The following is a 26,933-nucleotide window of genomic DNA, read 5'->3' as shown; positions in this document are numbered from 1 at the left end:
TCATGATGCCCGTTATGGAAGTGAAAGGCCTGGCCAAAACCTTTACCCTGCACCAGCAGCATGGAACGGTATTGAAGGTATTGCGCGAGGTGGACTTCGAGGTGCTGCCAGGGCGCTGCCTGGTGTTGCACGGGCGGTCCGGCGCCGGCAAGTCCACCCTGCTGCGCACCCTCTACGGCAACTATTTGCCCACCGCCGGCAGCATACGGCTGCGCCACGCCGGCGGCGTGCTGGAGATGGTGGGCGCCGAACCGCGCCAGACGCTGGCCGTGCGCCGCGCCACGGTGGGCTATGTCAGCCAGTTCCTGCGCGTGATACCGCGCGTCAGTTGCCTGAATGTGGTGATGGAGCCCGCCCTGGCGCGCGGGATGGACCGCGCCGCGGCGCATGAACGGGCGGCGGCGTTGCTGGCGCGCCTGAATATCCCGCAGCGCCTGTGGCAGCTGGCGCCCGGGACTTTTTCGGGGGGCGAGCAGCAGCGCGTCAATATCGCGCGCGGCTTCGTGGTGCCCTGGCCCTTGCTGCTGCTGGACGAGCCGACCGCGGCGCTGGACGACGCCAACCGGGCCGTGGTGCTCGAGCTGATCGCCGAAGCCAAGGCCGCCGGCTCGGCCCTGATCGCCATTTCCCATGATGCGCGGGCGCGCGAGGGCATGGCTGATTGCTATTTTGACATGACTGTCGAGGAGCCGGCTCATGCCTGCTGAACAAATATTCACCAATGCGCGGGTGGTCACCGCCAGCGACGTCTTCACCGGCACGGTCGCCGTGCGCGATGGCTTCGTGCACGAGGTCAGCCAGGGCTGCAGCCGGCTCGCCCAGGCGCAGGACCTCGAAGGCGATTACCTGATGCCGGGGCTCATCGAGCTGCATACCGACAACCTGGAAAAGTACATGAATCCGCGCCCCGGCGTGGACTGGCCTTGCGAGTCGGCGGTGCTGGCCCACGACGCCCAACTGGTGTCCGCGGGCATCACCACGGTGTTCGACGCGCTGTCGATAGGCGACGTGAATCCCAAAGGGGATCGCTTGCGGCAATTGCCCATCATGCTGCGGGCGATAACCCAGGCGCAGGGCGATGGCCACACCCGCGCCGAGCATCGCCTGCACCTGCGCTGCGAGCTCAGCCATGCCAGGACGCTGGAGGTGTTTCACGAACTCGTGGACAGCCCGCTGGTGCAGCTGGTGTCGGTCATGGACCATTCGCCCGGCCAGCGGCAGTTCGTGAAAATGGAAAAATACCGCGAATACTATCAAGGCAAGTACCAGTTGAGCGATTCGGACATGGACGCCTTCATCGCGCTGCAGCTGGAGAACTCGCGCCAGTACAGCGACCGCTATCGGCGCGCTATCGTCCACGAATGCCATGAGCGCCTTTTATCGGTCGCCAGCCACGACGACGCCACCCTCGAGCACGCCCAGGAATCGGCCGATTACGGCATGAGCATCGCCGAGTTCCCGACCACCGTGGAGGCCGCCGCGGCCAGCCACCGGCTGGGACTGAAAGTCCTGATGGGCGCTCCGAATATCGTGCGGGGCGGCTCGCATTCGGGCAACGTGGCGGCGGCCGAACTTGCTTCGCAGGGCGTGCTCGATATCCTGTCCAGCGACTATTATCCGGCCAGCCTGCTGCAGGCCGCGCGCCTGTTGGCCGGCCAGGATGGGGATGGCGCATTGCCCTCGGCCGTGGCGGCCATCAGCCTGGCGCCGGCGCGCGCCGCCGGCTTGCATGACCGCGGCGAAATCCGCGCCGGCCTGCGCGCGGATCTGCTGCGGGTCCGCGGCCATGAAAAGCAATTCGTCGTGCAGCATGTATGGCGCTGCGGAAGGCGGGTATTCTGATGGCCGGCCGCTTGATCTATCTGATGGGGCCGTCCGGATCCGGCAAAGACACCGTCCTGCAAGGCTTGTCCAGCTTGCTCGGCGGCAAGGCCTATCTTGCGCCGCGGGTCGTTACCCGGGGGGCGACGGGCACCGAGCCGGGCGCCGTGGCGGTGACCCTGGCCGAGTTCGAGCATATGGAAACCTGCGGGCGGCTGGCCATGGCGTGGCGCGCCCATGGCCTGGCCTATGGCGTCATGCGCGACATCAACGACAGGCTGGTGGCGGGTTGCGATGTGCTGGTCAACGGCTCGCGGGCCTACTTGCCGGAGGCGCAATCGCGCTACGCGGACCTAGTGCCGGTATTGCTCAGCGTCGAGCCGCGCCTGCTGCGGCAGCGGCTGCAGAGCCGCGGCCGCGAAAGCGCCGAACAGATACAGGCGCGGCTGCGGCGCAATGCCCGGTTCATGCGCCCCGTCGCCGCCGGCGATGCCAGGCCGGTGCTGCTGCTCGATAATTCCGCCGACCCGGACAGCACCATCCAGGCGCTGTACGCTCACCTGACGCAGGCGCCGCCGCCGCAATCGGCCGCGGGCCGGCCTGCCGCGCACCGGCTTGCCGAATGCGGTTGAGCCTGCTGGGCACGGGCGATGCCGCGCAGGTCCCGGTCTACAACTGTCATTGCCCGGCCTGCGACCGGGCGCGGCGCGAAGCATGCCACCGGCGCGGCCCGTGTTCGGCATTGATGGAGTGCGGCGGCGCGCGCTGGCTGGTGGATGCCGGCCTGACCGACCTTGCCGAACGTTTCGCTCCCGGCAGCCTGGACGGCATTGTGCAGACCCACTACCACGCGGACCACGCCCAGGGGCTGCTGCATTTGCGCTGGGGTCGGGGCATGCGCATACCGGTATTGGGTCCGGATGATCCCGACGGCTTTGCCGACTTGTACAAACACCCCGGCATACTGGATTTCTCGCAGAAGCTGAACGCATTTCAAACGCTGACGCTCGCGGGTTTCTCCCTGACGCCGCTGCCCTTGTGCCATTCCAGGCCCACTTTCGGCTATGTGTTCGCCGACGGATCCAGCCGCATCGCCTACCTGACCGACACGGTAGGCTTGCCGCCCGCCACGGCCGCCTACCTGAAAGAACGGCCGCTGGACCTGCTGGTCATGGACTGCTCGTTCCCGCCATTGGCGCAGGCGCCGCGCAACCATAACGATTTGACGCGCGCGCTGGATGTCATCGCTTCGCTGCCGGTAAAGAAAACCGTCCTGACCCATATAGGCCACGACTTCGATACCTGGCTGATGGCCCATCGCCACGAGTTGCCGCAAAACGTCTCCGTGGGATTCGATGGCGATGTGCTGGCAATCTAGCTAGTATTGATATGGATCCCCGCCAGCCTGTGCGCTGGCTTGTGCGCACAGGCCCCGCAATGTGGCTGCGAAACGGCTGTCTATCGGCCGGGGCCGGGCGTCCGCGCGCGCGAATAGCGCAATGGGGGGCAAAGTCCAGTCGAAGGAGTAGGGCACGATGGCTACGCCCGCCGTGCGCGCCAGTTCCTCCGCGACGTCGGCGGGAACGATGGACACCGCCCGCTCATTGGCGGCGATCATTTCGCCGATGAGCTTGGATGAATAGCTTTCCACGATGGGCGCCGGCGGATTCAGCCCGGCGCGCAGGAAAATGTCCGAAACCTGCTCGCGCATCGAGGTGCGGCGCGGGCCCAGAATCCAGTCCAGGTCGGCCAGCTTGTCCCATTCCAGGCGCCGCCGCCCCAGCCGCCCCGCCAAGCCCCGGCTGGCTATCAGTCGAGGATGCTGGCGATACAGGATCTCATGGGTGATGCCGGCCATGTCCAATGCCGCCGAAGCCCGCCCGATGACAAAGTCCAGCGCATGGTCGCGCAGCATCGCCAGCAACTGCTCGCTGGTGCCGTCATGTATGGTGACCGTCAGACGCTGCTCGCCGGGAAGGGTGCCCTGGATCGCGGCGGACAGCAATTGGCCGGAAATGAACGGGATGGCCCCGATATGAAGATGGGCCGCCCTTCCGGAGGCGACGGCCTCCATGTCGAGGGTAAGCAGATCCAGGTCGTGCAGCATGGCGCGGGCGCGCGCCAACACGACTTCCCCCTGCGCCGTGGCGGCCATGCCTCTTGCAGAGCGTTCGAACAAAGGGGTGCCGAACATGGCCTCCAGCTCGGCCAGGGCGTGGGTGACCGCCGGCTGGCTGGTGGCCATGTGTTGCGCCACGCGGGTCAGCGAACCCTGCTTCTGAATCTGCAGAAGCAGGGTCAGGTGGCGCATTTTCAGGCGGCTGGCCAGTCTCCTGGCAATATCGTCGGGCTCCGGATGCGCCATGCCAATATTTCTCCCATTAGGAAAAAGTAATGGGGTCATGTTAATCCCAAATAGTTATCTCATGCATATTGTCTACACTGCCTGAAAGCGGAAGCTTGCGCATCGTGCCGGACCCCGAGGACGGCCTTTACCCGGAAGACAGAAGGAAGCGAAGAATGAGCACAGTAGACAGACAGGCGGCATTGGACTATCACGAGTTTCCAGTGCCCGGCAAGATTTCCGTCACCGCGACCAAGCCGCTGGTGACGCAGCGCGACCTGGGCCTGGCCTATACGCCGGGCGTCGCGGCCGCCTGCGAAGAGATCGTGGCCGACCCCTTGAACGCCTTTCGCTACACCGGCCGCGGCAACCTCATCGGCGTCATCACCAACGGCACGGCCGTCCTGGGCCTGGGCAGCATAGGCGCGCTGGCGTCCAAGCCCGTGATGGAAGGCAAAGCGGTGCTGTTCAAGAAATTCGCCGGACTGGATGTCTTTGACATTGAAATCAATGAAACAGACCCCGACAAGCTGGTGGAGATCATCGCGGGCCTGGAGCCGACCTTCGGCGGCATCAACCTGGAGGACATCAAGGCGCCGGAATGCTTCGCGATCGAACGCAAATTGCGCGAGCGCATGAAAATCCCGGTCTTCCATGACGACCAGCACGGCACCGCGATCACGGTGGCGGCCGCCTTCATCAATGGCTTGAAAGTCGTGGGCAAGGATATTTCCGCGGTCAAGGTCGTGACATCCGGCGCCGGCGCCGCGGCGCTGGCCTGCCTGGACCTCATGGTCGATCTGGGCTTGCCGCAGGAAAATATCTGGGTCACGGACATCGACGGCGTGGTCTACCAGGGCCGCAAGCCGGCGATGGGGCCGGAAATGGCCCGCTACGCGCAAAAGACCCGGGCGCGCAAGCTGGGCGACGTCATCAAGAATGCGGATGTATTCCTGGGCTTGTCGGCCGGGGGCGTCCTCAAGCCCGAAATGCTCGCGGCCATGGCCGCCAGGCCGCTGATCCTGGCGCTGGCCAACCCCGCGCCGGAAATCCTGCCCGAGGTCGCCCATGCGCTGCGCGGCGATGTCGTCATGGCCACCGGACGTTCGGACTATCCCAACCAGGTCAATAATGTCCTGTGCTTCCCCTACATCTTCAGGGGAGCGCTGGACGTGGGAGCCACCACCATCACGCGCGAAATGGAAAAGGCCGCCGTGTACGCCATCGCGGGGCTGGCCGAGGAAGAACAAAGCGACGTCGTGGCGGCCGCCTATGGCGGCTATGACCTGGCATTCGGCCGCGAATACCTGATACCCAAGCCCTTCGATCCGCGCCTGATCGTGCGGGTCGCGCCGGCCGTGGCCAAGGCCGCCATGGATGGCGGCGTAGCCGCGCGGCCCCTGGCGGATCTGCAGGCCTATGCCGAAAAACTGCAACAATTCGTCTACCATTCGGGGGCCTTCATGAAGCCGCTCTTTGCGGCGGCCAGGCAACTGCTGCGGGATGGCGGCAAGGCCCGCATTGTCTTTACCGAAGGCGAAGACGAACGGGTGCTGCGCGCCGTGCAGGTCGTCGTCGACGAGAAGCTGGCCCGTCCGATACTGGTGGGCCGTCCGGCCGTGCTGCTGGCGCGCATCGAGAAGCACGGCTTGCGGCTGCGCCTGGGCCAGGATGTGGAAGTGACCAACCCCGAGGCCGATGAACGCTTCCACCAGTACTGGACGACTTATTGGGAGCAGATGTGCCGCAGCGGCATCAGCAAGGAGATGGCCCGGGTGGAGATGCGCCGCCGCTTGACGCTGATAGGCGCGATGATGGTGCATCTGGGCGATGCCGACGGCATGGTGTGCGGCACGGTGGGGGCCTACCATGATCATTTGCGCTTCATAGACCAGGTCATAGGCAAGAGGCCGGATGCGCGGTGCTATGCCGCCATGAACATCCTGCTTCTGGACGAGCGCACGGTAGCCCTGGTCGACACCCACATCAACGATGACCCGAGCGCCGAACAGATCGCCGAATTCACCGTGGCCGCCGCCGAAGTACTGACCCGGCTGGACCTGACCCCCAAGGTGGCATTGCTGTCGCGCTCGAATTTCGGTTCCGGCAGTTCCGCTTCGGGGGCGAAAATGCAGCGGGCGCTGGCGCTGGTCTCGGAACTGGCGCCAGGGCTGGAGATCGACGGGGAAATGCATGGCGACTGCGCCCTGGACGAAGCCCTGCGCCAGCGCATCCTGCCGACCTCGACCTTGAAAGGGCCGGCCAACCTGCTGGTGTGCCCCAATGTCGACGCCGGCAATATCGCCTACAACCTGCTGAAAACCGCCGCGGGCAGCAACGTCGCCGTCGGGCCATTCCTGCTCGGCGTCAATGCGCCCGTGCACATCCTGACGTCCAGTTCGTCGGTGCGGCGCATCGTCAACATGGCCGCCCTGACCGTCATAGATGCGAATCGGGTGGAAGCAGAAGCGGGGGCGTGAGTCGATGAGGGCGGGGCGCATTCATTGCGGCGCTTAAAGCTAAAGCGCCCAATGGCAATCCAAGGAAGGCGGGTTCGAAATCGAACCGGCTTGACAGCGGTGTGCCATATATGCGGCAAAAGCCTCGATGAGTTCCGGCGGATGATTCATAATAATTGAGCAGTTCGGACCCTTTCTCCCACCTGAAGTCGCCGGCAGCTACGCGCGCCCGAGTGCGAAATGCGGCGCCATGGGCTTTGCGGCACATGGAGCAATGGCAATTCAACGCAGAGGTGAGGGGGCCGGTAACTAGGTAGGCGATGCCTCCGCAAAGACAACTTCCTCGTATTGGAGACATGCAAACTCCTATGCAATAAAAAGGACCGGCCGCGCCCCTTGCAATTTATATACGAACAGGTATATTATGCAAAAAAAGCAACGCAAGATTCTGTACTGGGAAGGTTCCTCGAAGAAAGACTTCATGGCTTTCCCAGTGCCGGTGCAGAAGGACATGGGCGTGGCCTTGTTCATCGTACAGCTGGGGCGAACTCCCGGTTCAGCCAAGGCCTGGAAGGGCTTGGGTCCAGGTGTTTATGAACTGGCCGAGGATCACTGGGGCGATACCTTCAGAGCAGTCTATGCCGTCCAAAGCGGTGATGCCGTCCATGTGTTGCACGCCTTCCAGAAGAAATCCAAGTCCGGCATCAGTACGCCGCAGCCAGATGTCGAGCTGATCGAAAAGCGGCTCAAAGCGGTGCTCGCCCGTTACGCGCGCGACAGGAGATAACAATGCTACACAAAGCCACTCGTGAAGGCACCGACAATGTGCTGGCCGATCTTGGGTTCGACGACGCTGAAGACTTGTCCGCGAAAGCTATGCTGGCCGTCAAGTTCAACGATCTGATCGAGACGCGCGGGCTGAACCAGACCGAGGTGGCGACACTCACCGGCATGACCCAGCCCAAAATATCGCAGCTGCGCCGCTATAAGCTCCAGAACATTTCGCTGGAACGCCTGATGCAAGCCCTGGTATCGCTCGATCAGCAGGTGGAGATCATTGTCCGGCCCGCGCGCCGGGCGCAGGAAGCCGGCATCACGGTGGCTGCGTGACATCGAAATCCGCGGGAAGTCACCGGGGGATGCCGGCTGGGCTCAACGGCTCTGTCGCCCGCGCCGCAATACCGCCGTCCCGTTGCCGTCCGCCGCCGGCTGCCGGAACGCCAGGGCTAAACCCGCCAGGATAGCCGCCATGCCCATTATTGCGGGCGCGGACATGGCATTGCCCAGGACCAGATAGTCCAGGATGGCCGTGACCACCGGCACCAGGTAGAACAGGCTGGTCACGTTGACCAGGTTGCCGCTGCGTATCATCCGGTATAGCAGCAGTTGCGCGCCGACCGAGATCACCAGCCCCAGCCACAGCAGGGGAATCAGGAACCCCCAGTTGAACTCGAAGTGGAAAGGCTGGAATGGCGCGAAGCACAGGCATAGCAGCAAGGTCACGGCATATTGCAGCGGCAGCGCTGCGCTGGGCGCCTGCCGGATACGTTTTTGCAGCATCGCGCCCATGGTCATGCACGACAAGGCGCCCAGCGCAAAAGCCATGCCCAGGCCGGAAAACTTGGCCAGCGCCAGGCTCTGATAAACCACCAGTGCCAGTCCGGCCAAAGCCAGCAGCAGGCCGGCCAGCCGCCATGCCGAGTAGCGCCTCTCCGTCAGCAGCAGGGTCAGTATCGGTTGCACGCCGAGCAGGGTGGCCAGCAGCCCCGGCGTGATGCCATGCGCCATGGCCTGGAAGTAGCAGACCGAATAGCCGCCGATCAGCAGCAGGCCCGTCCCGGCGACATGCCGGCGCGTCCCCGGCGCCGGCAGCCAGTTCCCGTTCCTCAGGCCGATCAGCGACAAGGCGCAGAGGGCCAGGGCGAACCGCAGGATCAGCAGCGCGAAGACCGAGCCGTGGTCCAGTCCCCAGCGGGTAAAGACGGCCGCGCTGCCCCAGAGCAGCACGAATATGGACATGGCGCCGTAGGCCGCCCATGCGGAAGTTTTTGGAATCATGATGTACTCACCTGTCGGATGATGAACAGGCCCCGGCCATGCGCCTGACGCAAGCTGCGTCAGCGGAAAATGCGAAGAAAGAGGCGGGGCCGCGAAGTGGGCTGGATCAGCCCAGGGCGATCGCGCGTGGCGGATGTAGGCTTGCCACTGCGATGCGCGCCGGAGGAGCGACAGATGATGCGGGAGGAGGATTCGTGGCGCGCAGGCTGCCATCCGCGTGTTGCGGGGCAGGCGGGTCGATGCGCGCGAACGAAGTCATGGAAAAGGCCGTGTTTTTGGGTTTGAAGTAGCGGACTGGACAGGAATTCGCCAAATATATCACACTCTTTGGCTCATCTATGTGTCCGGGTCCTTATGCCTGGCGCCGTCGGCTATGATGGCTTTCGGGCAAGGCCGTCGTTCTGTGTCCTGTGAGTCAGCATGGATTGCCTCCGATGGCCATTTCTTGGAGAAAACGGTGAAGATCATAGGCCTCATGGGCGGGATGAGCTGGGAATCGACGATACCTTACTATCGTGAAATCAATCTGGCGGTCAAAGCGCGGCTGGGCGGGCTGCATTCGGCGAAGATCATTCTGTACAGCGTGGATTTCCATGAAATCGAGCGCCTGCAGCATTCCGGCGACTGGGAGGCCGCCGGCAAGCTGCTCGCCGATGCGGCCCGCGCGCTTCAGACCGCGGGGGCCGACTTTCTTGTCCTGTGCACCAATACCATGCACAAGGTGGCGGGCGCCATTGAAGCCGCCGTCCAGATTCCTTTGCTGCACATCGCGGATCCGACGGCGCGGGAAATCCGGCAGGCGGGCTTGGCGACGATAGGCTTGCTGGGAACGCGCTTTACCATGGAGCAGGGTTTTTACAAGGAGCGGCTGCGTGAACGCCATGGACTCCGGGTGCTGGTGCCGGATGCGCAAGACCGCGAAATCGTGCACGGCATTATTTATGAAGAACTCTGCCTGGGGAAAATCAACCCGCCATCCCTTGCGGAATACCGCAGGATCATGGCCGGCCTGATCGATCAAGGCGCGCAGGGAATCATCCTGGGATGCACGGAAATTTCGCTGCTGGTCGGCCAGCGGGATTCCGCGGTTCCTTTGTTCGACACCACGGCCATCCACGCCCGCCATGCGGCCGAATCGGCGCTTGCGCCTGGCTGATATTGAATGAGGAAGGGGCAGCCGGCCCCCCTCCCTATAGACATAATGACGTCATTATGTCATTATGCCGCATGAACGGAAATTTCCTCGACCCCACTCCGCTTTATGCGCGAGTGGAAACCGCGCTTGCGGCGGACATCCTCAAGGGCGTCTTGCCCGCGGGCGCCCAGCTTCCGAATGAAGACCGCCTGGTCGAACAGTTCAACGTCAGCCGGACGACGGTGCGCAAGGCCATTCAGAATCTGGCCCGTCGCGAACTCGTCGAAATCCGGCGCGGCAGAGGCACGTTCGTGGCCTCGCCGAAAATCACGCAGGAACTCACCGAACTGAGCGGCTTCGTGGAAGACATGCAGGCGCTGGGGCGCAAGCCGACGGCGCGCCTGATGGACAGCCAGGTCGTGGCCGCCAGCGATGCGGTCGCCCGCCAGCTTGCGCTGGCGACCGGCGCGCGCGTCATGAAAATCCAGCGGCTGCGTCTGGCCGACGGCGTGGCCATGTCGTTCGATGAAACTTATCTGCCACTGGAAATCGGCGAGCAGGTCATCACCCATGACCTGGAGGCCGAGCCCATTTTCATGCTGCTCGAGCAGAAATACAATATTCCGCTGCTGGAGGCCGAGTACCGGCTGGAAGCCGTTGCGGCCGAATCCGCCGTGGCCGCGGCCCTGGGCATCCCGGTCGGCAGCCCGGTCTTCCTGATCGAGCGCACCTCGTATTCCGAGGGAAACACCCCCATCGACTATGAAAAGCTTTATTACCGGGGCGATCTGATCCGGTTCGCCACCCGCCTGAGCCGGCGCGCGCCGGCCGGGCTGTGAAAGGGAAGCGCCAGGGTGGATCTTGAATTCGGGGCATGGCTGTTTGCCGTAGCGCTGGGAGCCAGCGCCCTGGGCGGGATGCTGGGCATGGCCAGCGGGATTTTCATCGTGCCCATTCTTACCGTGTTCGGCGGCGTAGGCATCCACACCGCGATTGCCGCCAGCATTGTGTCGGTGATCGCCTGCTCTTGCGGCAGCGCCGCGCCATTCCTGAAGGGCGGGCTCACCAATATCCGTTTGTCCATCGTGCTGGAGACCGCCACGACCCTGGGTGCGCTGACGGGCGTCTTTCTGATAGGCGTGCTGCCCATCGCTTTTCTATACTTTCTTTTTGCCCTTATCCTGGCCCTGTCGGCCTGGCAAATGCTTGCGCGGCGCGGCGAGCCCGCCGGCGCGGCCCCGGCGGGGGATACCGGCGGATGGGCGAGCGCCTTGAAGCTGCACTCCAGCTATCCCGACCGCGGCCTCGGGCGCGACATTGCGTATCGGGTGCAGCGCGTGCCCATGGGCATGACCCTCATGTACGGGGCGGGGCTCGTCTCCGCCCTGCTGGGCATAGGCAGCGGGGTGCTCAAGATCCCGGCCATGGACAGCGCCTTGCGCCTGCCCATCAAGGTATCGTCCGCGACTTCCAATTTCATGATCGGGGTGACGGCGGCCGCCAGCGCCGGCGCCTATTTCGTCCGCGGCGATATCGTGCCGGCGATCGCGGGGCCGGTGGCGCTGGGATCCGTCCTGGGCGCGCTGCTGGGCGCGCGCATTCTCATGGCCGTGTCCAGCGAGCGGATCCGCTTGCTGTTTGTCGCGGTGCTCATCGCCCTGGCGATACAGATGTTCCTGAGCGCATTCGATATCCATGTGCCCTGGAGCGCGGCATGAAGAGCGGCGCGGCCGGCCATCCCAGGCTCGAGCGGATTCTGGCCGTGGTGCTGCGCTATGGCACCGGCCTGGCATCGGGCGTGATCGCCCTGGGCCTGGCGCTGGCCGCGGCCGGCTGGCCGGCCGGTTCAAACCGCCTGGCGGCGCTGTCCGGCATCGACGTCGTGAGCGCGGGCATCGCGCTGTTCATCCTGCTGCCGGTATTGCGCGTGGCGCTGATGCTGGCCGTTTTCCTGTTTGAACGCGACTACCGCTACGCCGCGATCGCGGCGCTGGTATTGACCATCATTTCCCTGGGATTCGTTTTTGGCATGCAGGCGGCGGTCACGGCGGCCTAGCCGGCGCGCCGCCGTTTTCCCGGGATTCGGCGCCTGCCGCGTCGATGGTCAGTATAGCGAGCCGGCGACGATGAAAAGCCTGGGGAATGGCAGCAGCACGGTGCCGTCGGGCAGGGCCGGATACGCCTGCGCCACGGCGGCCTCGTAGCGTTCAAGAAACGCCGCCTGTTCGGCATCGTCCAGCAGGTCGAGATAAGGCCGCAGGGCGGAACCCTTGAACCATTCCACCACCGCCGCGGCGCCCCCCGCCAGCGGATGGTAGTAGGTGGTGCGCCACACATCGACCCGGGCGCAATGGGGCTTCAGAAGTTCGTAGTACCAGGCGGCGCTGTGCCGCTCGGGGTGCCTGGCTCCGGCCACCTTGCCGGCCCACGGGCCGGCGGCCGCCACTTCGCGCAATAGCCGGTGGGCCGGCTCTTCAAGATTGTCGGGCGTCTGCACGGCCAGGCTGCCCCCCGGGGCGAGCTTGCCGGCAAGGCGAGGATAGAGCGCGGCGTGGTCCGGCAGCCATTGCAAGGACGCGTTCGCCAATATCACGTCGAACTTTTCCGGCGGATCCCAGGTTTGAATATCGGCCTGCTCGAAGCTTATCCCGGGCAAGCGCTTGCGGGCCGCCGCGATCATGTCGGCGGAACTGTCCACGCCGCTGACGGCGGCGCCGGGAAACCGCTGCGCCAGGACCTCCGTGGAATTGCCGGGGCCGCAGCCCAGGTCTATGGCGAGGCGCGCCTCGTGCATGGGCAAGGCGGCGACCAGGTCGCGCACGGGGCGCGTCCGTTCGTTTTCAAAAGTCGTGTACTGCTTGGCGGACCATGTCATCGTATTTCCCGTAGTAGCTTGACGTTCCGGGAAGAGGATACGCCCGACCCGCTATGATTTCAAACGGCGATTTTTCCGCTCCTGCCGCAGCAGGTTTTCCAGCACCTCCCAGCCATGCCGGTTGTCCACCATGGACACCGCCACCCGAAGATGGGAGGAGGGCGCCTGGCGTGGCGAAAACAGCACGCCGGGCGCAAACAGGACACCCTGCGCAGCCGCTTGGCGCGCGAGGGCTTCGGTATCGACGCCGCAGTCCACCCACACGAACATGCCGGCATGGGATTCATGCGCAATCGAGCAACCCATCGCCTGCAGGGTCTTGAGGCATTGGTCGCGCGCCTGATCGACGCGCGCTCGCAGCCGCTCGACATGGCGCCGGTATTGCCCTTCGACCAGTATGCGGCAGACCACCTGTTCGCCCAGCTCCGGCGTCGTGAGTCCGCCCAGCAGCTTGACATCCACCAGCTTCTCTATCAGGGCCGGGGCGCCCGCCACATAAGCGACGCGCAGGCTGGCGGCCAGCGTCTTGGAATACCCGCCCACCAGCAATACCCGGTTCAGGCGGTCCAGCGCGGCCAGGCGCACCGGCGCGCCCGGATGGAAATCGGCATAAGTATCGTCTTCGACCAGCAGGAAATCGTGCCGCTCGGCAATGCGCAGAACCTCGTAGGCGATGCCGGCCGACAAGGTATGGCCGGTGGGATTATGGACCGCGGTATTCACGATGAACAGCTTGGGGCGATGCGTTTCGGCCAGTCGCGCCAGGGCCTGCACATCCGGGCCATCGGCCAGGCGCGGCACGCCCACCACCCGCGCGCCCAGCGCCGCCAGCCGTCCGAAAATCAGGAACCATCCGGGATCTTCCACCAGCACCGTGTCGCCCGGCTGGACGACTGAACGCACGATAAGATCGAGGCCATGGGTGACGCCCGACACCGTCATCAGATGATGGTCGGGGTGCGCGGGAACATCCTGCGCCTGCAAGACCGAGGCGATCTGCTGGCGCAGCGCCCTGAAGCCTTGCGGCACGCCGTAGCTCAACAGGCTGCGGCCGACGCTGCGGCCCACCGAACGCACCGCCGCCGAAACCATTCCGTGATCCAGCCAGGCGGGCGGCAGCAGGCCCGCCCCGCCCGGCATGTCGGGCGGGGCCCCTTCGCGGAACATGCTGCGCAGCAGGAAAGGCGTGTCGAACGCGGCGCCGGGAGCCAGCGCGCCGGCAGCGGCGGCGGGCGGGGCGGCGACAGCGGCGGGCGGGCAGACATAAAAGCCCGCGCCGCGCCGCGACTGGACCAGCCCCTGCGCGACCAGGCGATCGTAGGCCTGCACCACGGTAAAGCGGCTGAGTCCGGCTTCCTCGGCCATTGCCCGCACCGACGGCAGGCGCATGCCTGCGCGCAGGCCATGATTGCGGATACGCTGGCTGAAATGCTCGCTCAACTGATCGGCGAGCGATACGCCCGACTGCCGCAGCGGCGCCCAGGTGGATGCAAAGGAGGGATGTGTCATGGTAAACCGACCAGGCCAGTTTTTATATTGAACTGGATAATTGTACCGGTACTGTATTGGGCGCGCAGGGTAGCATGATGCCTGGTAGCCATTCTGTCCACTTCGCGGAAACGTCCATGACCCTGACCGTACTGCTGTCCCTGGCCCTGTTTGCCTTTGTCAGCTCCATCACCCCGGGCCCCAACAATGTGATGCTGACCGCATCCGGGGCCACTTTCGGTTATCGCCGCACACTGCCCCACATGCTGGGTATCAGCGCCGGGGTGGCGCTCATGCTCTTGCTGGTGGGCGCGGGCCTGGGCACGGTGTTCGAGGCCATGCCCATGCTGTATACGGCCCTGAAGTATGCGGGGGCGGCCTATCTGCTCTATCTGGCCTGGCGCATCGCGCGGGCGGGCGGCGTGGACGGCGCCGCGGCGCGCAGCAAGCCTTTCACCTTCCTGGAGGCGGCCGCCTTCCAGTGGGTCAATCCCAAGGCGTGGATCATGGCGGTCGGCATTGTCGCCACCTATACGCCGCAGGAAGGGTTCTTCCGGAACCTGATCGTGGCGACCCTGGTGCTGTCCATGGTCAACTTCCCAAGCATCAGCGTATGGACGCTGTTCGGCAGCGCTTTGCGCCGGCTGCTGCGCCAGCCCAGGTCGGTGCAGCGCTTCAATATCGGCATGGCGCTGCTGCTGGTCACCTCGCTTTACCCTATCGTGCTCGAATACTTCGCGGGGTGATGCGCCGGGCGGGCCCCTTGCTGATTTTGCCTACCCCGGCATTTGCGAATTGTGCGCAGGCCCTCGCGCGATCACACTGCAATCCTGAATATCCGCCAGGAGAGCACCGTGCAAAAACGACCCGCCGGGCAACGCGGCCAGGGCATGACCGAATACATCATCGTGGTGGCGCTCGTGGCCGTGGCCGCGATTGCCGTGTATCAATTGTTTGGCCAGGTCGTGCGCTCGCAGACCGCCGCCATGGCCAAGGAACTGGCCGGCGAGGACGGCTCCGAGCAATCGCGCATGGCGCAGACCGCCGCCGAAGCCGCCGCCGCCCAAACCGCGGCCAAGACCCTCAAATCGTTCACCGGCAACGCCGGCGCCCAATGACCGCGCGCCGCTTTTGGCCACCGCATTGCGCTGGCGCGCGCAAGGCTTCGACTGCCGCGGGCACATGGCGCAGGCCACTCACGACTTGCGGACGCGCCTGCGGGCGCAACTGCGCCGCATGCCTCTGGAGAAACCGGAGTTTCGAAGTCGGCCTGCTCGCAGTCGTTGCTTGCGGCGTGCTGTGGGTCGCGCAGGATACCCTGGGTCCGGTGTTGCTGGCGGCGGTGGTGGTCGCCCGCTTTAGCAACGGCATCTACCATAATGTCAAGTACCGGGAGTCAGTGCTGTCGATCAATATATGTATTAGCTGGGATGGAGATGAATCAAATTCCATACTACAAGGTCCATGCATTTTTTATTGCCCAATTTATTGTTATGTTATAACATTCTAATAAATTTAAGAGTAGACAGGGTTGGGGCAGCCTTTCGTTCCTATCATGTTCCGCACCGTCCGCTCGTTAGCCCCAGATGACAGAGGTAGTGGTATGCGCATCCGCAAGGCAGCCCGGACCGTGTTCAAAAGAGCTTTACTAGCGACTTTAATCGTGGCCGGTTTCAAAGGGGCATTTGCGCTTGCACAATCCGAGCCGCAGGGTCCGGTGACGGAATTGGGGACCGTGACTGTCACTGCAGCTCCTTTGAACAAGGCATTCGAGGTCAATGCCGGCGCGTTTGGCGCCAAGGACACAATGGAAGTGCCGCTCGCTATCCAGAGCTACGGCCCGCAGATTCTGGCTGAGACGTCGCCCCGTACAGTGCGCGACGTACTTGTGATTGATCCCTCGGTGCTCAGTTCGTCTTATGGTGGCGGCTTCGACAACTTCCGCCTGCGTGGCTTTGCGATGGACAACTTCAATACCATCCGCCGCGATGGCCTGGCCCTCGCACCGCACTACGATGTACCGCTGGAACTGGTCGAGCGCGTGGACGTGCTCAAGGGGCCGTCTGGTTTTCTGTACGGTTTCAACTCGCCTGGCGGCACCATCAACTACATTCCCAAGCGGCCCACCCGCGACCCATTCACCAATGTGTCCCTCCAAGGCTCGTCGCTGCAAGGCCGCTACGCGGCGGTCGATACCAGTTCGTCTCTCGCCGATGGGGCGGTGGGCTATCGCCTGAATGCCGGCTACGAAAAGGTCGGCGACTTCGACCACATGGGGGACCTGGAACGCAAGTTCGTTGGGCTGGCCACGGATGTGCGCTTCAGTGATCGCGCGCTGCTGCAATTGAATGCTGACTGGGCCTGGAAAAGCGCCATGTCGGATCCATTGCTGCGCGCCGACCAGAGCGGCCGCGTCAACTCGCTGGACCCTTCCAGCTATGTGTTGCCGCCCAAGGTAGATCGGCGCGATGCGCTTTCGCCGTCGTGGTATCGCCACAAGACCGAGGCGTACAACCTGGAAGCCAAGTTCGATTACACCCTCAACGACAACTGGGCCTCGATCACTCAGGCCAATTACTCGCAGGTCGAACGCCACGGCGGCTACGTCGATCTGTTCGACATCCAGCCCAACGGCGACATCGGTTACGCCGACCTGTACCAGTCGCGCGGCGAGGTGTTCACCACTTGGTCTTTGCAATCCTACCTGGCCGGCAAGTTCGCGACGGGCAAGCTCTATCACGACCTCTTCGTGGGCGCCTCGTACCGCCAGTTCCGCGACAAAAGCCCGTACTGGGACTTCGTGGAAAGCACGGGGGGCATCAGCGTGGGCGACATCTCGGTGGGCAACATCCGCCATCCGGCGCAGCCGCCGCACTGGGACTTTGGCCCAGAGCAGGACATTGAATTTCGCTCCAGCATCAAGGAGAGCTCGGTCTTCGCCAGTGATTTGATCAGTCTAAGCGACCAATTTCAGGTGCTGCTGGGTGGTCGCTATATTTGGTACAAGGCGCAAAACCTGTCCGCGACGGCGCTGCCACAGGACAAGAACGTGTTCGTGCCTACCGGTGCGCTGATCTACCGGCCAACCGAAAGCGTGATGACCTATGTCAGCTATTCGCGTGGGTTCGAGAAAGGCGACTACGCGCCCTACAACGCCAACAACGCGAACCAGCCGACGGATGCCATCGAGTCCGAGCAGTACGAAATCGGCCTAAAGGCGGACGTCAACCAAAACGTCAACGTGGGCGTGGCGCTGTTCGACATCAAGCGCGATGCCAGCTACCTCGACACCGCCAATGACTACGTCAGCAACGGGCGCTTCCACCATCGCGGCATCGAAGTCAACGCCACCGCCCGCATCACCCATGGCCTGACCATGCTGGGCAATGTCGCCTACCTGGACACCGAGTTGGAAGATGTGACCGACACCACCTCGCTGGGCAAGCGCAGCGAGGGCGTGCCGCGCTGGAAGGGAGCGCTCGGCGCGCGCTATGCCCTCGCTTCAGCACCGGGCCTGTCAGTGGACACCATGATCAACTACGTCGGCAGCCGGCCGGTGGATGCGCAAAACAGCGGTTTCATTCCCGGCTATACGCTGTGGGATGCCGGTGTGAGCTACGAGACCAAGGTCGGCGGCACTCCGACCACCTTCAGGCTCCACGCAAAGAACCTCACGGACAAATACTACTACGCGGGTGTCTACTACAGCGGTGGTCTGGAAGTCGGGCGCGGCCGGGAGGTTTTTCTCTCGGCGCGCATGCAGTTCTAACCGCCGGCGCCAGTCATGATCGCGGGAAACGGGGGAGGCGGATATGGACAGCAACACACATTATTCGGCCTCGCTTGCTAGCGTACCAGCGGCGGTTTCGTTTCCACTGACCGCGCATCTGCATCAGATCACTGCCCGTCTCCTACAAGCGCACAGCGCAATCCTGAGCGAGCTGACGGACGGCCTCGGGTCGCCGCTGCACTTTGTTTTGCCGCAAGTGTTCAGACAGAACGTCGACCAGTTTCGCGAGGTGTTCAACCAACACGACCTGGATGGCGCCGTGCTGTTTGCCAAGAAGGCCAACAAGGCGGATTGCTTCGCCCGGGCCGCGGCCCTGATGGGTATCGGCGCAGATGTGGCCAGCACAGGTGAGCTTGCCAAGGCGCTGGCCGCCGGGATAGTGGGTGAGGCGATTGGCGTTTCGGGACCGGAAAAGGACGATGCGCTGCTCGCTCTCTCGCTGCAGCACCGCTGCCTGGTTGCCATCGATTCACTGCACGAGCTGGAACGTATGGCTTGCCTGGCTCATCGTATCGGCAGTAGCGGGCGCATCCTGTTGCGTTGCCGCCTCGCCAGTCAAGCCAACAGCCGCTTTGGGTTGAACCCTGCGGAACGCGAAGCCGCCATTGGCGTGTGCCTGTCGCACAGCGAGGCCATCCGGCTGCAAGGCTTTTCTTTCCACCTCGGTGGTTATAGCACTGAAGAACGCGCCCAAGCGGCCAGCCAAATGATCGATCATTGCCTCGAAGCGCGCTCACGCGGCTTGGCGCACTGCCGCCACGTAGATCTCGGCGGCGGCCTGGCGGTTCAGTATGTCGATCCAGCATGCTGGAAATCGTTTACAGACCAGGATGAGCCTAGCCACTACCACGCGGGAAAGAGGTTCGGGGGATTCTATCCCTATGGAGCGTTGCGGGCTGGACCCCAGGCATTGGGCGACATCTTGCATGAACTGGTCGATGCGAAAGAGACCTTGGCATCCAAGGCCAGGCGGCATGGCATCGGGATCATCGTCGAACCAGGCCGCGCCTTGCTGGATCAGGCCGGATTCACAGTATTTCGCGTTCAGGCCGTCAAGGACCGCCATGCGAGCGACGGCTACGCCATCGTGACCGTGCAGGGCAGCAGCCTGAGCCTGTCCGAGCAGTGGTTCAACAGCGAGTATCTGCCCGACCCAGTGCTGTTGGGCACTGATCCATCGCCCGAGCGACCGTTTCTTGCCTGCATTGCCGGCTCCACCTGCCTGGAAGGCGACCTGCTGACCTGGCGCAAGCTTGGCTTCCCGCGCGCCATCCGGGCAGGCGACTCGCTGGTGTACCTGAATACCGCCGGCTATCAGATGGATTCGAACGAATCGCGATTTCATGAGGCCCGCCTGCCCTTGAAGGTGGTCCTGGACCTTCACGATGACGACACAAGACCGCGGTGGCGGTTGGACGATATCTGATTATGTGAAAAAGGGGTGTTGACTATGGAGCAGTCCCGGCATTACGCAGCCCGCGGTGAGCTTTGGCTCCTGGCCCAGGCCGAACTTGAAGACCTGGGGATCAGCTACGCGCAAGTCATCCAGGTCGTCGAACGGGCGTTTATCGCTTTGCGCAATGGCGACTCGCAGAACCCGCTCAAGACCATCGTCCAGCCTCGCGACCAGCGCTCGATCGGCTACTCGATGGTGGGCCGCGACGGCGCCAGCGATACTGTCGGCTTCAAGGTGGTCTACGAATTCGACCCACAGCGCAGCCGGGGCGGCTACCGTTTTCACTCCTTCATCTTCCTGTGCGATGACGCCACGGGCGCGCCGATTGCGCTGATGGATGTCGTTAAGCTCGGGCCGTTGCGCACATCGGCCACTTCGGCATTGATGGCGCGCGCAGCGTGCCCGGATGCGCGCAGCGCTCTGGTCGTGGGCACTGGCGTACAGGGGCAGATCGCGCTGCCGATGCTGGTAGCGGCCTTGCCGAAGCTGGACCATTTGCAGGTCTTTGGCCATTACGATGAGGGGCTGCGCGCCGTGCGCGCAGAAGTCCGGCGCTTGTATCCCGAACGTGACGTCGAGATCGTAGAGGACCTTGAGCGCGCCGCCGTGCGGTCGGACATTGTGATCGGGGCATCCGGCCTCTCGGCCCGTCAGCAGGTGCGCCATGCCTGGCTCAAGCCGGGCGCGGTCGCTGTACTGCTGGGCTATGGTGTGGATGCCGATGTGCTGCACGGTGCCGACTATCGCATCGCCACGGACATTGCGCAGATGAAAGTTACCTGCAGCGATCTGGCCGCGCCTGACGGCGGCATTCCGGCAGTGGATGCCGAACTGCCGGATATTCTGTTGGGCCAAGCCCCCGCCCGCCGCGATGCGCGCGATGTGGTCTTCGCCTACAACAGCGGCATGGTGGTGACCGATGTGGCGTTGGGCCGCTATTTGGCCGACCTGGCGCTAGCCAAGGGCCGTGGCTTGAGGGTCAAGCTATGGTGACCAAAGCCGAGACGGGCACGCCACGGTCGCGCTGGTGGCGTGGCGACGTGCTGGCCATCCTGTTGCTGGCCTTACCGTTGATCCTGACCAATTTCGCGCATGTGGCGCTGACCACCATCGACATTGTGGTGCTGGGTCGACTCGGCACGCTGGAACTCGCCGCCGGCGGCTTGGCGATTGCGCTGTTCAACCAATTGCGTACTACTGGGACGGGTCTGGTGACCGGCTTAAGCAACCTTGTGGCCGAAGCGCACGCACGTGGCGAACATCAGCGTGTCCGCGATCTGCTGGTGGCAGGGTTCTTCTGGGCCACCGTATGTGGCGTCATGTTCGCCATCGCCTTGCTGCTGCTTGAGCGTCCACTGGTGTGGCTGGGGCAGGATGCCCAAGTGGCGGCCATGGCCACCCGCTTCCTATTGATCGCCGCGCCGGGCCTGCTGCCGTGCCTGTGGTTCCAGACACTGCGGCATTTCACGGTGGGGCTCAAGTATCCCGGGCCGTTGTTGGTGATCACGCTCATTTGCATCGTGCTGACGGCGGGGTTGAACTACGGCTTGGTGTTTGGGCAATTCGGATTGCCGGCCCTGGGGCTCCAGGGCGTGGCATTGACCACAAGCATCGTCTTCCTATTGTCCTTTCTGATGTTCCTGGCTGTGGTTCTCAATAACCGTATCCTGGCACCGCATGTCGCCTGGCCAGGACTGCGCTGGTCGCCCGATGCCATCAAAGCGGTCTGGCGGCTGGGGCTGCCAATAGCCGGAACCTATGCGTCCGAAGCGGGCTTCTTCAGCGTGCTGACGCTGCTGATCGGCACGCTGGGCAGGGAAGCCCTGGCCGCGCAAACGGTACTCAATCAGATCATCTACATCGTATTCATGATCTCGGCGGGCATCTCCCATGCGGCCTCCATCCATATCAGCGAGGCTTGCGGTGTCGCTGACTATGCGCGCGCTCGGCGGCTTGGCTTCTTGGGTTTGGCCTTGGGCGTCGCGGCCATGCTCGCGGTTGCCGTGCCCTATGTGCTGGTGCCTGATGCGATCGTGGCGCTATTCATTTCGGCCGACCATCGAGCCAATGCCACCACGCTGGCGCTGGCTGCCTCCGGCCTACTGATTGCCATAGTGCTGCAAATCTTCGATGCCAGTCAGAACATAGGCAACGGCATCCTGCGCGGCACCGGCGACACGGCAGGACCGTTCAGGATTTCGCTGCTCGGCTACTGGCTGGTTGGACTGCCTTGCGCCTATCTGTTGGGCGTCACGCTCGGCTATGGCATCTACGGAGTGTGGATTGGCCAGACGATAGGCCTGGCCGCTACAGCCACCTTGCTGTTGGCCTCGTTTCGCAAGCGCGTAGGATGCTTGGCGCGGCAGGCGGAATATGTCACGCCTGCAGCCAATCCGCTGTAAGGCCGGCGGACCGGAGAGAATCGATATGAACGAATATTCTGAAACGGTGCAGTCCTTGCTGCGTCCCGAAATTCATGGCTTGCCAGCCTATGATCCGGGTGCCGATTCAGAAACCGTGTCGCGCGAGTTCAAGCCGCCGCGCGTCATTAAGCTCTCTAACAATGAGAACCCGTACGGCCTTTCGCCAGTGGCCGCTCAGGCCATCCAGCGGCGGCTGGACCAGGGGATGGGGCGCTATCCCGATCCAGCCGGGAAAGAGTTGTGCCGCGTGCTTGCCGAGCGCCACGGCGTTGAACATAGGCGCGTCGTCCTCGGCAACGGTTCGGAGAATATCCTGGAGTTGCTATGCCAGGCGTTCCTGGGCAAAGGTGAAACCGTGGTCGCCCAGACTCCGTGCTTCGGCCTGCATGAGATATTCCCGTTGATGATGGGCGCGGGCGTACACAAGGTGCCGCTGACCGAAACGTTCGGTTTCGATGCGTCACGTTGGCGCCAGGCGCTGGAGGGCCCGGTAAAGCTGGTGTTTGTCTGCCAGCCGTCCAATCCGGTTGGGACGGTGTTTAGCCGCGAAGAACTGCAAGCGCTAATCGCGTACACCTCCGAAAACGCTTTACTGGTGGTCGACGAAGCTTATTACGAATATGCGCGACTGGACCCGGCGTATGCCGATGCACTTGACCTGCTACGCCACGTCAACCGTCCGTGGATCGTACTGCGGACGTTTTCCAAGGCCTACGGCCTCGCCGGTCTGCGGGTGGGCTATGCCATTGCCTCGCATGCCAACCTGATCGAAGCTCTGCATCGCGTGCGCACGCCCTATAACGTCAACCAACTAGCCCAGGAGGCGGCGCTTGCGGCACTGGACGATGTGGCACACCTGGAGAAAAGCGTGAGCTTGATCAGCCAAGAGCGGGCCAGACTCACTCAGGCGCTACGCGTAGCGGGTTTTCGCGTAGCACCTTCGCATACGAACTTCCTGTTTATCGATACCGGGATGGATGCCATATACGTCATGCGGCAACTGCTGCGCGCAGGCGTCATCGTCAAGGCATGGCGCGAGCCGGGCTATGACACTTATATCCGCGTCTCGCTCGCACTACCCGCCGACAACGACGTATTTTTGCAGGAACTGATCCGTGTCCAGAACAGGGTATAGACCACGCGATGCTTAAGGTCCCAATAATGTCCAGCGTCAAATTCGAGACCGAAAGAAGCCGCTCCTGTCCATATGATTTCGGAATCTTTTAGGAGGTTGTCATGCATCCGATCTCGTCTCATTCCCCGATCAAAGTCCGCATTTCTGATCTGATTGGAGGGGCACCGCTGCTCGAACTACCGATGGCAGCGGGCTCTGGCCGGGTATTATTGAAACTGGAGCAGTTCAATCCGACTGGCACTGCCAAGATCAGAATGGCCCGACAGATGATCGATGAGGCTGAGGCGCAGGGCCTGCTCGCGCCCGGTGGCTGGATCGTCGAGTCCACCTCGGGCAACACCGGCTTGGGGCTGGCGTTGATTGCCGCCGAGCGGGGTTACCGGTTTACAGCGGTAGTTGACCACCATTCGAGCGTTGACAAGCTGCGCGGCATGCAAGCGTATGGCGCCGAACTGCTCACGGTGGGTGATCCCGAGGGAGGGCTGGCCACGGCAGATCGCGATGCAACCGCCGCCCGGCTCGCTCGCGAGCATGGCGCCTACTGGACTCAGCAGCATAACAACCCCGGCAATGCAAATGGCTATCGTGGGCTGGCCGAAGAGCTAAGGCAAGCACTTGGCGATGACATCCATTTCCTGTTCGGCGCCGTGGGCACTGGCGGCTCGTTGTGCGGCACTGGCCGGGCGCTCAAGGCTCATCTTCCGGATCTGCGCATCGTCGGTATCGAGCCGGAGGGTTCGGTGATCTTCGGTGGCGACGGTGCGCCATACCACCAATCCGGAACCGGCACACCCGCCGGGGCGGAAATCGGCATGTTGATCGACTATGACCTCATTGATCAGGGACTCAAGGTCAGCGACTCGGCCGCATTCGAGACCGCCCGCTATCTCGCCCGCCACCATGCCGTCCTGGTGGGTGGGTCAGCCGGTGGCGTGATCTACAAGGCCTTGCAACAAGCGCATCTGACCACTCCCCAGATCACCATCGTGGTATTGGTATGCGATGGCGGCGAGAAGTACCTGAATACGATCTTCAATGATGAGTGGATGGGGGCAAACGGCCTATTCAGTGAGCGGATCATCCAGGAACTAAATGGCCTGCTGCTGCCAGCGGCGCGCCGCGGGATAAGGCCCCACGAACCGCAACCCGTTGCGCCGTATCATACTGCCTAAGAGTATTGTCCTCGGTGATGGAATGTTGCGTAACATTCCAAGGTAATATGCGCTGATGAGCCAAGCAAGGTTTTGCTTCTACAAGTATTTTGCGGCATGGATCGCGTGCTTCGCTATCCTGCTGGGGCCCCTTGCATCGTCGTTTTCCCATGCTCAGCGTTCGGCGGCGCAGGGAGAGTGGCATGGACTGTGCGGCAGCACAGGGCTGGTCAAGATATTTGTTTCCGACGCGAACGAACACTTGCCGGCGTCGTCCGATCAGCCGGACCATTTCTCGCACCACTGCCCGTGGTGCTGCAGTCATGGCGCGCCGTGGATATCGCCTCCCACTCAACCCTATGTGGCATTGGAGCCGCAATCACAGCAATCGTATCCCCGCCTGTTCTTCATCGCGCCACGCACATCATCTGTGTGGCGAGCCGCTCAGCCTCGCGGCCCTCCAACGCATTCCTGACCCCGTCCATCGACATGGCACAGGTGAGCGAGCCATCGCTCCATCTGGCGCACACCCGAACCCGGCGCCCCTAACCATACGTTGTTGATGTCTTCTATGGCATCGAAGTGCGCGGACGCGGGCCCGGCGCCAGTTCCTGCTGCCATGTTGCACACTTTTATTGCATGGAGGCGGCATAGGGCGCTTCTCATGCCGCATTGTCGATGAGGACAGCATGATTCAAAGAGCACATTGCATTGGGCCGCTGGCAACGGCCATTTGCGCCGTCTTCCTGGCGGCATCTCCCTTGACAGTTCAGGCGCAAGACAGTTCGCTACGAGACAATCCGGCGCACGATAGGGCTATCACTACATTACCGGCCCTCGTTGTTGAGGGGGCGTCAGCCAGCCCGTCGCAAAGCCAAACCGCAACCAAGACAGAAACCCCTCTGCAAGAGACACCCACGGCCATCCAGGTAATCGATAAACGGGAAATCCAGGAACAGCAGGCCACACGCTTGGGGGATGTATTGAAGAATGTCAGCGGCGTCCAGTCGGTTTACGCCTTCGGCGGCGGCTACGAACGCTTCGTGATCCGCGGGTTCGAGCAGAGCGTGGCAAACTACCGCAACGGTCAGCTCATCCCGCTCTCGCGCTTTGACCTGGCCAATGTCGATCAGATCGAAGTGCTCAAGGGGCCGGCCGGCGCGCTTTATGGAACCGGCGATCCTGGCGGTATCGTCAACATCGTCACCAAGCTGCCGTCCAGCACACCGCGCTATGACCTGTCCCAGTCGATAGGCAGCCATGACAGCTACCGCAGCGATCTCGGAGCCAGCGGACCGTTGACCGAGGATGGCAGGCTGCGCTATCGCCTGGATGCCGCTTATGATACCGGCCACAACTTTCGCCTGCTGTCGGACAATGATCGGGTCTTCGTCGCTCCCGTGCTGGAATGGGACATCACGCCGCAAACGCTGCTGCGGCTCTCTTACGAGCACCAGCGCGACCGCTACGCCTATGACAGCGGCACCCCGGCCGAAGGCAAAGGATTGGCCGGCTATCCGCGCAAGCTGAGTTTCGGGCAGCCCGGTCTGCGCGATCAGAATCAGAGCAATCTGGGCGAAGTATTTTTCGAACATCGCTTCAGCGATGCGCTCAAGCTCTCGGGCGGTGTGCTCAAGGCCGGCAACCGCAAGACCTACCAGGACGTGTATCTGTACGATGGCGGTGATCGCTACGCCTGGTTCGGCAATGAGCGGGTGGACACGACATCGGCCTGGCTCGATCTGCAGGGCAAGAGCCGCCTCGGTGGTTTTGAGCATGAATGGCTGGTTGGGCTGTCCTCTCGCCGGGTGAAGTCCTACACTGACGCAACCGACGATTATTTCGACACCATCGATCCGTACAACTTCGATCCGCGCCTATCGGCGGTGGACGTGGCGCCATTCCTGACCGCAGAACGCGGCGTGGTGTGGGACCAGCGCAGTCGCAACGTAGGCCTGTCGCTGCAAGACCAGATCACGCTGGCGCCGCAGTGGCGGCTGCTTGCCGGCGTGCGCATCGAGCGGCTGACGCGGGACTTGAGCTATGCCTACTACTCGCCCACGGAAATCAGCCATAGGCGCGACACCGGCACCAGCCCACGACTGGCCCTGAGCTACCTGGCATCGCCTCAATGGACCTTCTACGGCAGCTACACCCAGTCCTTCGGGCCCGGCGTGCAATACCAGAATGCCGAGCTTGGCGAACCGGAAAAAGCGCGCCAGTTCGAGCTGGGCGCCAAATGGCAGGCGGCCGATGGCCGTTATACGGGAAGCGCTGCGCTGTACCAGTTGAACAAGAGCAATATTTCCACGCCGGACCCGGATAATCCGAATATCAATGTCGCCATTGGCGAAGCGCGCAGCAGGGGAGTGGAGCTGGACTTGCAGGGCCAACTGAGCGCGCAATGGAGTCTGCTGGGCAGCTACAGCTATACCGACGCGCAGATCACCAAAGACACCGGCGGCCATGTCGGCAATCGGCTGCCCTATGCCGCGCGCCACCAGGGCAGTCTGTGGCTCAAGTACGCGCCGCAGGCTGTTCCGGGCCTGAGCCTGGGAGCCGGCGTGTTCGCCGCCGGCCGGCGCTACGGGGACACGGCCAACAGCTACAGCGACGGCGGCTATGCACAGCTGGATCTTATGGCCGCCTACCGTTTGTCTCTATTGGGGAGCAAGGCGACTTTGCAACTCAATATCCACAATGTGACCGATGCGCTCTACTACAACCTGCGCACGCGCTGGAGCAACATGCCTGCCGCGCCCAGGACGGTCATGGTGACACTCAAAGCGGAGCTGTAA

26 protein-coding genes are annotated in these 26,933 nt (G+C 63.1%); 21 read left to right on the top strand and 5 right to left on the bottom strand.

The features are described 5' to 3' along the window. The first annotated feature begins 2 nt into the window (after positions 1 to 2). From phnL to phnP, 4 genes are read left to right on the top strand one after another with little or no spacing between them, the layout of a single operon-like run. Positions 3 to 707: a phosphonate C-P lyase system protein PhnL gene (gene phnL, locus BUB23_RS00970; RefSeq protein WP_073101103.1), complete on the top strand. Its 705-nt coding sequence runs from the start codon at positions 3 to 5 to the stop codon at positions 705 to 707. Further along, positions 697 to 1,842 (top strand): alpha-D-ribose 1-methylphosphonate 5-triphosphate diphosphatase, encoded by a 1,146-nt coding sequence (locus BUB23_RS00965; RefSeq protein WP_073101101.1) that lies wholly within the window; start codon positions 697 to 699, stop codon positions 1,840 to 1,842. The genes phnL and BUB23_RS00965 overlap by 11 nt, the downstream gene beginning before the upstream one ends. Beyond that, a complete protein-coding gene (gene phnN / locus BUB23_RS00960; protein WP_218598816.1) occupies positions 1,815 to 2,453 on the top strand; it encodes a phosphonate metabolism protein/1,5-bisphosphokinase (PRPP-forming) PhnN in 639 nt (212 codons plus the stop codon). The genes BUB23_RS00965 and phnN overlap by 28 nt, the downstream gene beginning before the upstream one ends. Next, a complete protein-coding gene (gene phnP, locus BUB23_RS00955; RefSeq protein ID WP_073101099.1) occupies positions 2,444 to 3,199 on the top strand; it encodes a phosphonate metabolism protein PhnP in 756 nt (251 codons plus the stop codon). Before phnN ends, phnP begins: the two co-directional genes overlap by 10 nt. Here the strand turns inward: phnP and BUB23_RS00950 are convergent, their stop codons facing one another. Continuing rightward, a complete protein-coding gene (locus tag BUB23_RS00950) occupies positions 3,200 to 4,186 on the bottom strand; it encodes a LysR substrate-binding domain-containing protein (RefSeq protein WP_073101097.1) in 987 nt (328 codons plus the stop codon). A 155-nt stretch (positions 4,187 to 4,341) separates the two neighbouring features. On the opposite strand from BUB23_RS00950, the gene BUB23_RS00945 reads away from it, so the two are divergent. Beyond that, on the top strand, positions 4,342 to 6,645 hold the full coding sequence (locus BUB23_RS00945) for an NADP-dependent malic enzyme (protein ID WP_073101095.1): 2,304 nt from the start codon (positions 4,342 to 4,344) through the stop codon (positions 6,643 to 6,645). On the opposite strand, the gene BUB23_RS00940 is transcribed toward BUB23_RS00945, so the two are convergent. After that, positions 6,605 to 6,982, bottom strand: coding sequence for a GFA family protein (locus BUB23_RS00940; protein ID WP_084135615.1), 378 nt, complete (start codon positions 6,980 to 6,982; stop codon positions 6,605 to 6,607). The genes BUB23_RS00945 and BUB23_RS00940 overlap by 41 nt on opposite strands. A 66-nt stretch (positions 6,983 to 7,048) precedes the next feature. On the opposite strand from BUB23_RS00940, the gene BUB23_RS00935 reads away from it, so the two are divergent. Together BUB23_RS00935 and BUB23_RS00930 are read left to right on the top strand one after the other, a co-directional pair. Beyond that, entirely contained in the window at positions 7,049 to 7,411 is a 363-nt protein-coding gene (locus tag BUB23_RS00935; RefSeq protein ID WP_073101091.1) for a type II toxin-antitoxin system RelE/ParE family toxin, read from the top strand. Between the two features lie 2 nt (positions 7,412 to 7,413). After that, the gene (locus BUB23_RS00930; RefSeq protein ID WP_073101089.1) at positions 7,414 to 7,734 is read left to right on the top strand and encodes a helix-turn-helix domain-containing protein; all 321 of its coding nucleotides are present in this window, start codon (positions 7,414 to 7,416) and stop codon (positions 7,732 to 7,734) included. Positions 7,735 to 7,776: 42 nt separating this feature from the next. Here the strand turns inward: BUB23_RS00930 and BUB23_RS00925 are convergent, their stop codons facing one another. Beyond that, on the bottom strand, positions 7,777 to 8,682 hold the full coding sequence (locus tag BUB23_RS00925) for a DMT family transporter (RefSeq protein ID WP_073101087.1): 906 nt from the start codon (positions 8,680 to 8,682) through the stop codon (positions 7,777 to 7,779). Between the two features lie 457 nt (positions 8,683 to 9,139). Between BUB23_RS00925 and BUB23_RS00915 the strand changes: the two genes are divergently transcribed. From BUB23_RS00915 to BUB23_RS00900, 4 genes are all read left to right on the top strand, one after another. Continuing rightward, positions 9,140 to 9,838 carry an aspartate/glutamate racemase family protein gene (locus BUB23_RS00915; RefSeq protein WP_073101083.1) on the top strand — a complete coding sequence of 233 codons (699 nt, stop codon included), beginning with the start codon at positions 9,140 to 9,142 and terminating at the stop codon, positions 9,836 to 9,838. Positions 9,839 to 9,909: 71 nt separating this feature from the next. Next, positions 9,910 to 10,656 carry a GntR family transcriptional regulator gene (locus tag BUB23_RS26560; RefSeq protein WP_073101081.1) on the top strand — a complete coding sequence of 249 codons (747 nt, stop codon included), beginning with the start codon at positions 9,910 to 9,912 and terminating at the stop codon, positions 10,654 to 10,656. A gap of 15 nt (positions 10,657 to 10,671) precedes the next feature. Next, on the top strand, positions 10,672 to 11,535 hold the full coding sequence (locus BUB23_RS26555) for a sulfite exporter TauE/SafE family protein (protein ID WP_073101079.1): 864 nt from the start codon (positions 10,672 to 10,674) through the stop codon (positions 11,533 to 11,535). Next, a complete protein-coding gene (locus BUB23_RS00900; RefSeq protein WP_073101077.1) occupies positions 11,532 to 11,873 on the top strand; it encodes a DUF1634 domain-containing protein in 342 nt (113 codons plus the stop codon). The genes BUB23_RS26555 and BUB23_RS00900 overlap by 4 nt, the downstream gene beginning before the upstream one ends. A 48-nt stretch (positions 11,874 to 11,921) precedes the next feature. Here the strand turns inward: BUB23_RS00900 and tam are convergent, their stop codons facing one another. Together tam and BUB23_RS00890 are read right to left on the bottom strand one after the other, a co-directional pair. After that, entirely contained in the window at positions 11,922 to 12,692 is a 771-nt protein-coding gene (tam, locus tag BUB23_RS00895) for a trans-aconitate 2-methyltransferase (RefSeq protein WP_073101075.1), read from the bottom strand. Between the two features lie 51 nt (positions 12,693 to 12,743). Then, complete coding sequence (locus BUB23_RS00890; protein WP_073101073.1) at positions 12,744 to 14,201, bottom strand: aminotransferase-like domain-containing protein; 1,458 nt, start codon at positions 14,199 to 14,201, stop codon at positions 12,744 to 12,746. A 116-nt stretch (positions 14,202 to 14,317) separates the two neighbouring features. Here BUB23_RS00890 and BUB23_RS00885 point away from each other — a divergent pair, with 116 nt between their 5' ends. The 10 genes from BUB23_RS00885 (at position 14,318) to BUB23_RS00840 (ending at position 26,933) form a co-directional block, all read left to right on the top strand. Continuing rightward, positions 14,318 to 14,926, top strand: coding sequence for a LysE family translocator (locus BUB23_RS00885; protein ID WP_425439507.1), 609 nt, complete (start codon positions 14,318 to 14,320; stop codon positions 14,924 to 14,926). 144 nt (positions 14,927 to 15,070) lie between these two features. Beyond that, positions 15,071 to 15,298, top strand: a complete 228-nt coding sequence (locus tag BUB23_RS00880; RefSeq protein ID WP_126708223.1) for a hypothetical protein — start codon at positions 15,071 to 15,073, stop codon at positions 15,296 to 15,298. 485 nt (positions 15,299 to 15,783) lie between these two features. Beyond that, positions 15,784 to 17,949 (top strand): TonB-dependent siderophore receptor, encoded by a 2,166-nt coding sequence (locus BUB23_RS00875; RefSeq protein WP_178372243.1) that lies wholly within the window; start codon positions 15,784 to 15,786, stop codon positions 17,947 to 17,949. Between the two features lie 43 nt (positions 17,950 to 17,992). Then, complete coding sequence (locus BUB23_RS00870; protein ID WP_084135613.1) at positions 17,993 to 19,396, top strand: alanine racemase; 1,404 nt, start codon at positions 17,993 to 17,995, stop codon at positions 19,394 to 19,396. 24 nt (positions 19,397 to 19,420) lie between these two features. After that, positions 19,421 to 20,419, top strand: coding sequence for an ornithine cyclodeaminase (locus BUB23_RS00865; RefSeq protein WP_073101068.1), 999 nt, complete (start codon positions 19,421 to 19,423; stop codon positions 20,417 to 20,419). Then, a complete protein-coding gene (locus BUB23_RS00860; protein WP_073101066.1) occupies positions 20,413 to 21,828 on the top strand; it encodes an MATE family efflux transporter in 1,416 nt (471 codons plus the stop codon). The genes BUB23_RS00865 and BUB23_RS00860 overlap by 7 nt, the downstream gene beginning before the upstream one ends. Positions 21,829 to 21,853: 25 nt before the next feature. Next, entirely contained in the window at positions 21,854 to 22,984 is a 1,131-nt protein-coding gene (gene hisC, locus BUB23_RS00855; protein WP_073101065.1) for a histidinol-phosphate transaminase, read from the top strand. 101 nt (positions 22,985 to 23,085) lie between these two features. Next, positions 23,086 to 24,156 (top strand): PLP-dependent cysteine synthase family protein, encoded by a 1,071-nt coding sequence (locus BUB23_RS00850; protein ID WP_073101063.1) that lies wholly within the window; start codon positions 23,086 to 23,088, stop codon positions 24,154 to 24,156. A 55-nt stretch (positions 24,157 to 24,211) separates the two neighbouring features. Further along, on the top strand, positions 24,212 to 24,610 hold the full coding sequence (locus BUB23_RS27725; RefSeq protein WP_073101061.1) for a DUF2946 domain-containing protein: 399 nt from the start codon (positions 24,212 to 24,214) through the stop codon (positions 24,608 to 24,610). Between the two features lie 214 nt (positions 24,611 to 24,824). Next, entirely contained in the window at positions 24,825 to 26,933 is a 2,109-nt protein-coding gene (locus tag BUB23_RS00840) for a TonB-dependent siderophore receptor (RefSeq protein ID WP_143160833.1), read from the top strand.

This window comes from Pollutimonas bauzanensis (assembly GCF_900129885.1).
Lineage (GTDB): Bacteria > Pseudomonadota > Gammaproteobacteria > Burkholderiales > Burkholderiaceae_B > Pollutimonas > Pollutimonas bauzanensis.
This window is presented reverse-complemented; position numbering and strand designations above follow the sequence as displayed.

Excerpts from the sequence above, each read along its gene's own strand:
- phnL (WP_073101103.1), top strand. The coding sequence starts at position 3 with ATGATGCCCGTTATGGAAGTGAAAGGCCTGGCCAAAACCTTTACCCTG.
- BUB23_RS00965 (WP_073101101.1), top strand. The coding sequence starts at position 697 with ATGCCTGCTGAACAAATATTCACCAATGCGCGGGTGGTCACCGCCAGC.
- phnN (WP_218598816.1), top strand. The coding sequence starts at position 1,815 with ATGGCGCTGCGGAAGGCGGGTATTCTGATGGCCGGCCGCTTGATCTAT.
- phnP (WP_073101099.1), top strand. The coding sequence starts at position 2,444 with ATGCGGTTGAGCCTGCTGGGCACGGGCGATGCCGCGCAGGTCCCGGTC.
- BUB23_RS00950 (WP_073101097.1), bottom strand. The coding sequence starts at position 4,186 with ATGGCGCATCCGGAGCCCGACGATATTGCCAGGAGACTGGCCAGCCGC.
- BUB23_RS00945 (WP_073101095.1), top strand. The coding sequence starts at position 4,342 with ATGAGCACAGTAGACAGACAGGCGGCATTGGACTATCACGAGTTTCCA.
- BUB23_RS00940 (WP_084135615.1), bottom strand. The coding sequence starts at position 6,982 with ATGTCTCCAATACGAGGAAGTTGTCTTTGCGGAGGCATCGCCTACCTA.
- BUB23_RS00935 (WP_073101091.1), top strand. The coding sequence starts at position 7,049 with ATGCAAAAAAAGCAACGCAAGATTCTGTACTGGGAAGGTTCCTCGAAG.
- BUB23_RS00930 (WP_073101089.1), top strand. The coding sequence starts at position 7,414 with ATGCTACACAAAGCCACTCGTGAAGGCACCGACAATGTGCTGGCCGAT.
- BUB23_RS00925 (WP_073101087.1), bottom strand. The coding sequence starts at position 8,682 with ATGATTCCAAAAACTTCCGCATGGGCGGCCTACGGCGCCATGTCCATA.
- BUB23_RS26560 (WP_073101081.1), top strand. The coding sequence starts at position 9,910 with ATGAACGGAAATTTCCTCGACCCCACTCCGCTTTATGCGCGAGTGGAA.
- BUB23_RS00900 (WP_073101077.1), top strand. The coding sequence starts at position 11,532 with ATGAAGAGCGGCGCGGCCGGCCATCCCAGGCTCGAGCGGATTCTGGCC.
- tam (WP_073101075.1), bottom strand. The coding sequence starts at position 12,692 with ATGACATGGTCCGCCAAGCAGTACACGACTTTTGAAAACGAACGGACG.
- BUB23_RS00890 (WP_073101073.1), bottom strand. The coding sequence starts at position 14,201 with ATGACACATCCCTCCTTTGCATCCACCTGGGCGCCGCTGCGGCAGTCG.
- BUB23_RS00885 (WP_425439507.1), top strand. The coding sequence starts at position 14,318 with ATGACCCTGACCGTACTGCTGTCCCTGGCCCTGTTTGCCTTTGTCAGC.
- BUB23_RS00880 (WP_126708223.1), top strand. The coding sequence starts at position 15,071 with ATGACCGAATACATCATCGTGGTGGCGCTCGTGGCCGTGGCCGCGATT.
- BUB23_RS00875 (WP_178372243.1), top strand. The coding sequence starts at position 15,784 with ATGCGCATCCGCAAGGCAGCCCGGACCGTGTTCAAAAGAGCTTTACTA.
- BUB23_RS00870 (WP_084135613.1), top strand. The coding sequence starts at position 17,993 with ATGGACAGCAACACACATTATTCGGCCTCGCTTGCTAGCGTACCAGCG.
- BUB23_RS00865 (WP_073101068.1), top strand. The coding sequence starts at position 19,421 with ATGGAGCAGTCCCGGCATTACGCAGCCCGCGGTGAGCTTTGGCTCCTG.
- BUB23_RS00860 (WP_073101066.1), top strand. The coding sequence starts at position 20,413 with ATGGTGACCAAAGCCGAGACGGGCACGCCACGGTCGCGCTGGTGGCGT.
- hisC (WP_073101065.1), top strand. The coding sequence starts at position 21,854 with ATGAACGAATATTCTGAAACGGTGCAGTCCTTGCTGCGTCCCGAAATT.
- BUB23_RS00850 (WP_073101063.1), top strand. The coding sequence starts at position 23,086 with ATGCATCCGATCTCGTCTCATTCCCCGATCAAAGTCCGCATTTCTGAT.
- BUB23_RS27725 (WP_073101061.1), top strand. The coding sequence starts at position 24,212 with ATGAGCCAAGCAAGGTTTTGCTTCTACAAGTATTTTGCGGCATGGATC.
- BUB23_RS00840 (WP_143160833.1), top strand. The coding sequence starts at position 24,825 with ATGATTCAAAGAGCACATTGCATTGGGCCGCTGGCAACGGCCATTTGC.